This is a genomic window from Arcicella aurantiaca (assembly GCF_003148625.1).
GTDB classification, from domain to species: Bacteria; Bacteroidota; Bacteroidia; order Cytophagales; family Spirosomataceae; genus Arcicella; species Arcicella aurantiaca.
This window is the reverse complement of the sequence record NZ_QGGO01000056.1, coordinates 1-9335: the sequence shown is the minus strand read 5'-3', so window position 1 is coordinate 9335 and position 9335 is coordinate 1. Positions and strand designations below refer to the sequence as shown.

The 9335-nt window shown below is 36.1% G+C and carries 5 protein-coding genes; 1 reads left to right on the top strand and 4 read right to left on the bottom strand.

Annotated features, from left to right (window positions below; all coding sequences use genetic code 11):
• Positions 1-499 precede the first annotated feature (499 nt).
• From LV89_RS24615 to LV89_RS24605, 4 genes are all read right to left on the bottom strand, one after another.
• Complete coding sequence (locus tag LV89_RS24615; protein WP_109745651.1) at positions 500-901, bottom strand: Imm44 family immunity protein; 402 nt, start codon at positions 899-901, stop codon at positions 500-502.
• A 17-nt stretch (positions 902-918) separates the two neighbouring features.
• Positions 919-1338, bottom strand: a complete 420-nt coding sequence (locus LV89_RS24610) for an Imm44 family immunity protein (protein ID WP_109745650.1) — start codon at positions 1336-1338, stop codon at positions 919-921.
• 14 nt (positions 1339-1352) lie between these two features.
• Positions 1353-2531, bottom strand: a complete 1179-nt coding sequence (locus LV89_RS25760; RefSeq protein WP_262509887.1) for an RHS repeat domain-containing protein — start codon at positions 2529-2531, stop codon at positions 1353-1355.
• Positions 2532-3364: 833 nt separating this feature from the next.
• The gene (locus LV89_RS24605) at positions 3365-8455 is read right to left on the bottom strand and encodes a DUF6443 domain-containing protein (RefSeq protein WP_146199266.1); all 5091 of its coding nucleotides are present in this window, start codon (positions 8453-8455) and stop codon (positions 3365-3367) included.
• Positions 8456-8943: 488 nt separating this feature from the next.
• Between LV89_RS24605 and LV89_RS24600 the strand changes: the two genes are divergently transcribed.
• A complete protein-coding gene (locus LV89_RS24600; protein WP_109745648.1) occupies positions 8944-9222 on the top strand; it encodes a hypothetical protein in 279 nt (92 codons plus the stop codon).
• Positions 9223-9335 lie beyond the last annotated feature (113 nt).

Genomic DNA, 9335 nt, shown 5'->3' with positions numbered 1-9335 from the left:
TTACCGACTTTTTTACAACTAATTACCGACTTTTTTACAACTAATAGTGTTGTAAGTTGTTGGAAATCAGTGCGTTGTAAGCCCTTCAAATAATAACAAATAAAGAAAAATAATAACAAATATTTGTTAAGGTGTCATTTAAGAAAAAAAACATAAAATAGAGTATCAAAAAAAACAAAAACAAGAAATAAAAAAAAGGTAAAGAGGCGGTGAACTAATTTTTTAGTTCACCGCCTCTTTATCCTTAAAATGTAGGAGATAAAATTACTTTGTATTCATATTTGATGAATCCGACATTTTGTTATTAATGGAATCCAAATGATATTTTCCATTTTTATCTTTTTTATATTGATATACCTTATATCCAAGAGAATCTAAAGTATTAATGTCCTCTTTTGTAACTTTTAGAGTTTTTCTATTATCACATCCTAAAGTAAAGCCACTGAGAACAATTGATAATAATATCTTTTTAAATTCCATTTATATTCTTCTTGGTATATTAACTTACATTTTCTTCTTTATTTAAAAAAGAATCTAAATCACATAAGAATGTTTTATCATCAAAGTTTTTAATCTTTTTATTTTCAAATATCTCTTTGATGCTTTTCAAATATTCATTTTCAATATATTTTATCTGTTGTTCTTTATCCATTGTCTGATAGGTATTGAAGTCTAATTTGTATTCAAAACCAAGTTTAGCCCTGTCTTTAGCTAATCTTGCTTTACGAACAGGATGAAATTGCTCAAATTTATCAGAAACGCATATTATAATAGTTGAGATATGTGTAATAGAATCACCATAATTTTTTTCTAAAAAAAAGCTATTTAATTCATCTTCAAATTCAACTGTTTTAAGATTAGGAACTTCGTAAGAAGATTCACTTGTTATAAAAAAAGTCATCAGTCTAAAGAATATTTTCAAGAATTAATGCTCAAATTCTGAGTAGAGAGAAATGTATCTAAATCATTTAGAAATGCTTGATAATCAAAATCTTTTATTTTTTTCATTAGAAAAATGTTCTTAATCGTATTGTAATATTCTTTTAAAATATACATCACTCTTTCTTCATCATTTGCATTTAGATATATTTCAAAGTCCAATTTATACTCAAACTCTAAAGATGGTTCTTTTCTTAAAACTTTCGCAGGTCTGGGTTGAAACAAATCATCAAATTGTTTTGAAACGCAAATAATACCACAATAGATTTTATTTATTTTTTCCCCATATTCTTTATTTATGAAGAATATGTTTATCTCATTCTGAAGAAAGGTTATAGCATTTCTATAACTTACATGAGATAGCTCGTATGAAAAATCACCATTAATTATAAATTCCATAAAAAAGTATTTAATTATCTGAAAATTTTATTGCCTGGAGGGAGTTTATGATGGTTGAAGTAATAACCGTATATTAAATATTTCTCAAAAATTCTTATTTCTACTTCATTTCCTCTAAAAATAATATTCTGGAAAACGCCCCCAGGAACCATATTACTAAGTGTACTTTGAGAATATCTACTATAACCATTTGTAGCTTTCCCAAATTTCCAAATAGCTCCCGCACTCAATTGAACTGGCTGTCCTCTTACATCCATATAAACGCCACTATTATTAACTCGAAGTTCGTAAGTATATCCATTATTAGGAAGTGTTTTCTCTTTTATTCGGTCAATTTCTTTAGCCATTTTTTCAACGATGCCAGATGTTGCAAGTGCATAAACACCAACACCAATCGTAGCAACACCCATTACGACTTCTCCAGCTGGAGTAGGTTCAGCAATTGCAACACCCCAACCTGCTGCTAAAAATTGTGACGTATTACTTTCATTCTCAGTACCTAAAAGTCGTGTTCCTCCATTATAAGTAACAGTTGATGTAGAAGGATTTTTCTTGTCTGCTTTTTTTCTATTTTTATCTTTTTCCTCTTCTCTATTCTCATTTCTAAATTCGTTCTCCTGTTCAGTATTTCCACGAGCCGAAAGCCATTGCTCATTGGTTAAACCATCTGCTCCAACTGCTGCCATCCCATCGGGGTCAATAAAGCGTAGAGGATTGTCATTGGCATAAATATAAGGACTAAATCTTCTTGAAATCTCACTGAGCGGGTCAATTGTAAACCAACGTCCTTCAGCTGCACCATACATTCTTGCTCCAAAATCACTGTAACCAGTCACAGAATCAATTTCTTTGCCATTATATTGAAATTTATTAAAGTTAGCAGTATTTCGAGTTATCTGCATACCCTTCATGCAAAGCCCCCAAGGGTCATAAAAAATACTTTGGGTTGGTGTGGCAATCCCTGCGGAATCTTTAAAAGCAATTCTTAAATCGTTGTTATGGTCGGTAATGTTGTATTCATAGACTCCATTGACAATTCTTCCTTCATCGTGTGAAGTTTGATAAAGAACACCGTTTACGTAAATATCATCTTCCTCATAATCGGTCGTTTCACCATTAGAATCGGTCTTTTTGAGTTTCGTTCCTTCTGCATCATATTCATAGCTGACAGTATTGCCATTAGTGAACTTCACTTGTTCTACTAATTTCAAATAATTGTATTTGATACTATCAATTCCTTTATTTTTATCTTTTCTCAAACTCCCATCAAGCCAATAATCATAATCATCGTCTGTATTTATTCCGTCTCTGAAATCGCCTAAATCGGAATTCGTTGTGGTTAAGTCTTTGATTTTTGAGAGCTTGTTTGAATAGCTTGGATAAGTATAAGCCAAACTATCTACATTGCCAAAATTCGTATAGTTGGTATTGGTTGCTCCGTTCCTCCCTAATTTTGTTATATTTCCATTGTCGTCATAGGTTACACCCGTCAAAGAATAATCCTCACCTGCTTTGGCACTCTTGTAAGCAGAATTTTTTAATCTCGATGCCGCATCGTAGGAATGGGTATAACTTCTTTCAATGTTATCAATACTACTTTTCCAATACTGTTTCCTAATGTTCCCGTCGTATAAAACGCCATCGTTTTCATAATCTAAGCGATACGAAAAAAGGCTATTGGTCAAGTTGTTATTAACATCAGTATTGATACCTTTAAGTCCGCCCCTTATGTGGTATTTGTAGGTGATTTCTTGTAAGGGAGCGGCACTCACTTTTCCAAAATTTAGTGTTCCGTTATTCTTTAAAATACCATTATCATTTAACTTTCCTGCGGAAGCCGTTTCACCCGTGGGGATTGTTACGGTTTGCCCTTGATTAATCGTTACTACGTCCGAAACGGTTGGTAATCCATTGGTTAGCCACGTATTGGCATCTGTCCAATTTCCCGTTTGTTTACTGCTAACCGCATCACTTCCTTTGTAGCTTTTCTTGATTAATCTGCCAACGCCATCGTAAGAATATGAAGTTACATTTTGTAAAACGCCATTGATTGCGTGCTTGAATTTGGTCTTTCTTCCAATATGGTCGTATTCATACACAAAAAGTTTAGTGGTATTTCCCTTGATGATTCTTGTTTGTAATAATTCACCATTAAAACGATATTGGTGGTCTTTTCTGATGATACTCCCTTTGTTGCTGAGGTGAAAATTTTGGATATTTTTCCCACGATAATCGTAGTACATGATTTCTTTCTGCCACGTATTAGTTTTAAGATTTCGTACAAGTTTCCCGTCATTAAACCTTTGGTTAAACCCTGAGCATGAAAAGCTTTACCTGCTTTAAAATTATAAGTGGTATCGCTCTGCCAATTGGCATAATCATCATAATACATTATCATTCTCAAATCCGCTTCTTTGACAGTATAAACCATACCTGAAGGAAAAGAGGTATTGGTATAAAATGCTCCTAAACCTGTTGTCAGGGTAGTTGTTCGGTCTTCATAAGTATTGGTACTTAGCCCATCAAAGGCAGTTTGCAAAGTTTGGCGAGTATATGAGCCAATACCCGTGATAATTCCCGACATAATCGGGCGAGAAAGAGCATCGTATTTGGTAAATTTGTAATAGTTGGGAGTAGCTGCCGAATCTTTAGAATCTTGTTCTAAAACAATTCTATCTTGTTTATCATACACATATCTGACCCAGCCAGCACCGCCAATGTGTTTTTCAATTAAGCGTCCTTGATTATCGTAATGATAGCCAAAAATACCTTCTTTAAAAATGACATCATTTTCAGTAAAACTCGTTACTGTTCCATTGGTAAATTGTTTATAAGCTTCTGGCGGTATGACATAGGCTAAACGTCCTCCATTCTTTTCATCAAATACATAAGTGGTGATAGCAAAATCTGTGTCCATTTGCTGATACTTATGAGTAACCCTACCTTGTTTGTCTTTCAACTCGTAGGTCTGAACGTCCCGTTCACTTTGGGTACAATAATTCGTTAAAGAACTTGCAGGATGAAAGGTGTTCCCTTTCACTGAACCATCGGCTTGTATATCAAATTTTAGAATGGTATTTCCTGCCAACAAATAAGAAATGTTCACCGATTTATTAGCTGTCCGCCATGCTTGCCCCGCACCAAATTGCTTTTGGGGACGGTTCAAGGGACTTGGTTCAAAAATTGTCTCTGTGCTTGGCTGATTATCTGCGTAAAAGACCTGAGCCAAGTTCTCAGCATTGCTCTTGTATGCTCCCGTCTGCACATCAGAAGGCGTAGCCAAAATTTGTTTATATCTACGTCCGTAACCATCGTAAAGGGTAGTCGCCAAGATAATATCTTTGCTTTTATCTGGAGTTGCTTTCCATAAAACACTTTGCATTTCTCTGCCCAAACCGTCTAAAAACTGTATCTGTGTTAGGGTTTTATCCACGTCCGAATTTAATGCCGTTCCCGTTTGTGCTTCCCTTGCCTTTCGGCTCACCACATAGTTCATGGTATTATCGGGATTAATTCCTAAACTTGGCGTTAAAATACCATTCTGATAATGATAGTAATTATCCCCGATTAAATAGTTTTGAGCGTCTTTAACGGCTTGTAAACGATTATAATTATCAAAGAAACTGGAGGTGGAATAACCATTAATATCCGTTGCTTTTTTGAGTCCTACTAAAGGCAGATACTCATAATTCATTGTCCTTGATAATACCGTTCCTGTTGTACCACCACCTACGGTAATACTGCTCACTAAATCGGCTGAACCTGTATTGTTTAGATAGGTCAAGGTTGTAGTCTGTCCATTGCGTTCGTTGTATTTAGTCAAATTTGCCCTTGTATCATAACTTATAAAATTAACCTGAGTAATACTTGGGTCGGTAGTAAGAATTTGAGTTTCTACGCTTTTAGGAGCGTAAAAAGTTGTTCCACTACCCGTCCAAGACCCGTAGTTTATGAGCTTTTTAGAACTTTGAACATTATTAAAAAAAGTCTTGGTTTCAATGGCAGGTGAAATTAAGTGCTTAGCAACCATTAGAGCATACACTCCCGTAGGGTCAAGGCTATTATCGACCATCTCATTGGGGTACTTCATGGTACTTTTTAGCGTATTTAGCTTAGAATCTTGGCTATCTTGACCCACCATGAGATTGTGTTTGGTACTGCTATAATCATAGTTGGCAATCGTTTCTATATAATATGTGCCAGTATAATTTCTCTCTTTTTTCTGAGACACATACCAAAATTGAGCAGGTATTTTATAAAGTCCTTTTGCCAATCGCAGAGAACTATTACTATTGACCCCACCATATAAAAACTGCATTCCCTCATAAAGACTTGATTGAGTAGTTTTGAGCGTATTTTGTTGCAAGATTTCTTTGAGAATTGCTCCTGTATTATCGTAATGGCTTTCACGAGTCAGCATTCCGTTCTGTAAATCGGGTTGAGAGGGAATATCGACGAACACCACACTGGTAGGAATAATATCCGCTTCGTTGTGATATTCATACTGACTATATCCATTGGTTGCGGAGTTGTTGGCATCCATTTCTTTCACCCTTACTTTACTATATGCCACCATATTGCCCGATGCGGCTGAACCCATTGGCGTAAGACTGTGAGCATTCATTTCCATCTGCCAATTATAGATGGTACAGCCACTTACCCAAGGGTTGGTTTGGTCAGAAACTCTGAGCTGTTCTACGTATCCCGTAATAAATTTGGTGGCTGGTCTTAACTGCTTGCCTGTACTCGTTCCGTCGGTATTGGTATAAGAAAACACTCTTGTTTTTGCTATGCCCGTAGCGGTATAGTCCGTTATTTTATCCATTCGTAAACCACCGACAATGACTTCTTTATAATCGGTGGGATGGTATTTGTAATAGGTCATTTTAGCGGTAGCAATGGGTAATTGTTGTCCGCTAAAGGTTTGAGGATTGATAGATAACTGATGTGTTCCCGTGGGCATAGTGGTATTATTGGCAATGTAACTAAAATTACAAGTGGTTACCGAACCATTAACGGTACAACCTTTATTTGCCCAATCGGAATAATTCCTACTCATTAAAACATTGCCAAAACTTTGAATTTTTGCATACCACGTAGAAGCTACATTGGAAGGAATGGTGGGTAAGCATTCAGAACCCGTATTCGGTAAAAAAGAACATTGTAGTTTAAACTCAATATCAGCCGTATAGAGATTGTTATCTCCTGTGGGAATTACTAAGGCAGGAGGAGTAAAGTCCTTGCTTGCTTCCAAGACGGTCGTTTCTACTTCTCCTGCTCCGCCCATTGCCTTGTGAAAACCATAGTCAAACTTTGTGTGTCCGCCCGTAGGATAATAAATCTCGGTCAAAGTCGCCATTGTTCTGGCAGTTGTATCTACTTCACGGTCGATACCAATATCAAAGGTGTTACTATATCCTACCGTTGTAAAAAAATAGTTGCCACTAACTGTTTTATCTCCTATTCTTTTGGGGAAAGCTAATTTGGGAATGATATGAGTGTTGGAAAGGTTGTTATTGGCATTTTTGTCATTGTAGTACCCGTAATAATCTCTTGCCCAAGACGTTTTAGTAGGAAGGGTTGCCATAGTCAGGCGATTTCCATAACTATCATAAGTATCTCCTGCATATCGAAATTCATGAGCGGGTAAACCATTTGTTCCTAAAGTATCTTTTTCTGTGATTTTGTCTAAACGCAACCTGAGGTTATTGAATTGGGTCATATATTCGGCTGCCGTTGGTGTTTCTGATGAAGCGAAACTTTCAATATTAAAGTAAGAATATGAAAAGTCAAATTGCTTAACCAATCGCCCCTTAGCATCTTTGACCTTTATACTTTCTAATTTTTGAGGTTTTTTTGCCGCTTGTGTGTAGGTGCGGTCTTCTATATCTCCTTCATAGATAGAAGTAGGGAAGGATAAGTTGCCGCCATCGCCATTAGGGAAATATTGTTGTATATCGGCTCGGTTGCCAAAGGTGAAATCAACTTGACCGTTATCAAAATAAATGGTTTTTAGATAAGCGTTTCGAGTGACATTCACACTGTAATTATAACTGGGTGTTTTGGTGGATAACGTGGCAGGAGTAGTACAAGAGCCATTTCCATTATTTTCTAAAACACTTTTTTGATAGACTTCATTGGCACTGATTCTACTGGTCGAATAGTAAGGAGCAGTATTGTCGTAGGTAAATAGAATCGTTTTAAGGGTATTGTTAGAATAAATTTGAGTCAAGTACCATGCGGAAATATTGTGTCCGTTACGGGCAGAATTATAGTCAAATGCTGGGATAGAACTGGGGCTGTTTTCGTAGAATTGTGGCGTATAATTAGTACCGCCTGTGGTAGGAGAACTTGCCGATAAAGTGGTGGAAATCTCTTGTTCTGAAAAGGTATATTGCGTACCGTCAGCTAAAGTAATGACCCATTGGTAATAAGGATTAGTACCTCCATACACGGGAGGATTACTGCCCGTAGAAAGAAGGTTACAGGTAATATCCACGTCTGAACGGTCGAGAGGAATTCCTTTCAAGGGAAATTGCGTACCCGATGCTAAGATGAACTTTCCTGATTGACCTCCCACATTGTAATAAAAAATATCGGGTTCGGTATCAACGCCAGGAAAACCCCAAGAAGGGTCGTCAATATTGCTTTTAAAATAGGTATCGTTTTCGGGGTCAGCGGGCAGGGGATGAAAAGGAATCCCTTTGTTTTTTAAATCATCTAAGCCTTTAATGGTTCTGGTGACAACGCCACCAAAATTTCCCGACATTCCAAGACCAACGTTAGAAGCTTCTTCTTCTACTTTAATTCCTCCGTGATGATAGCTGATACTAAGCGGTACAGAAAGGTCTTTACTGACAATGTTGTATAGATTTATGGTTGTACTTGCTGACCCAGTATAGTAACTCACGGGACTATCTCCGTATTTACCTAAGGATGCGGCATTGGCGGAAGGAGGAATATTATTGGGAACGTAGGGATTGTTAGTATTGGCTAAATTAGTGACGTGAGTAGAGTCCTTTTTGGTAGAATCTCTCTTAATTGATTGAGTAAAACTTTGCAAGCTAATACAGAACACAAGACTCAAATACAGACATACTTTGTAGAGATTTAACATCATTAATCGGTTTTATAAGTTGATAATTTAATAGGGGGCGGTTAGGTATTAAATTTGAAAGGGCATAAAAATAGCGTGAGACGTTACTTGCTTGCCCACAGAGGTTCGACCAAGAACCAAGCAACAAAGCAAAGCAACGCTCACGCATCACGTGAGCGTTTCCACTCCACTCCCCGTTGCTTAATTGTAAATTGGTCGATTTCTGTAAGCGGGATTGTTAAGCTAAACGCTAATTATATTTTTATGTTTTTCTAATTCAAATTCAGGGCAATGTTAATTAAACATTTTGGTTTTGGCGTAAACGTTGGTCACTTTTTTGGCAAAAAGTTATTAAACGGTGGAGAAAAAGAGAGGTAGATTCAGCTCTTTAATTTTCTTCAATAATTAATAGTCATGCACGTCTATTAATTATTGATAATCAAAAGATTATAATTATTAATTAAGGATTTTTTTATTAAAAAAATCCTTTTAATTCAAAATCCTCAAAAATGCTTATTTTTGGGTTAGAAATCTTAATTTTTTCTTATTTTATGCTCACTCCAACATGGTATTTAAAAGGTTTTCCCAACTATTTTATCGGAGAAGATAAACAGTTATATAGGGTCATCCGTTCAGAGGGAACGGATAGCTTACAACTCAAAAAATTATGTATGCAACGCTACACAAAAGGCTACTATTTTTCGGGTAAATTTTACTCCTTAGTTAAGCTTCGTCCACTACTTTATCGAGCGAGTGAAACACCTTCACTTCATAGCTTTGAAGAATAAAACAGGCAATGCTTTTAAAGTTGGTTAAAAGGCGTTATTTTCGTGCGGGGATAATTTGAAAAATTAGTATAGCCCACTATACCAATTTTGAGAATGCACTCACTTCGTTTGTC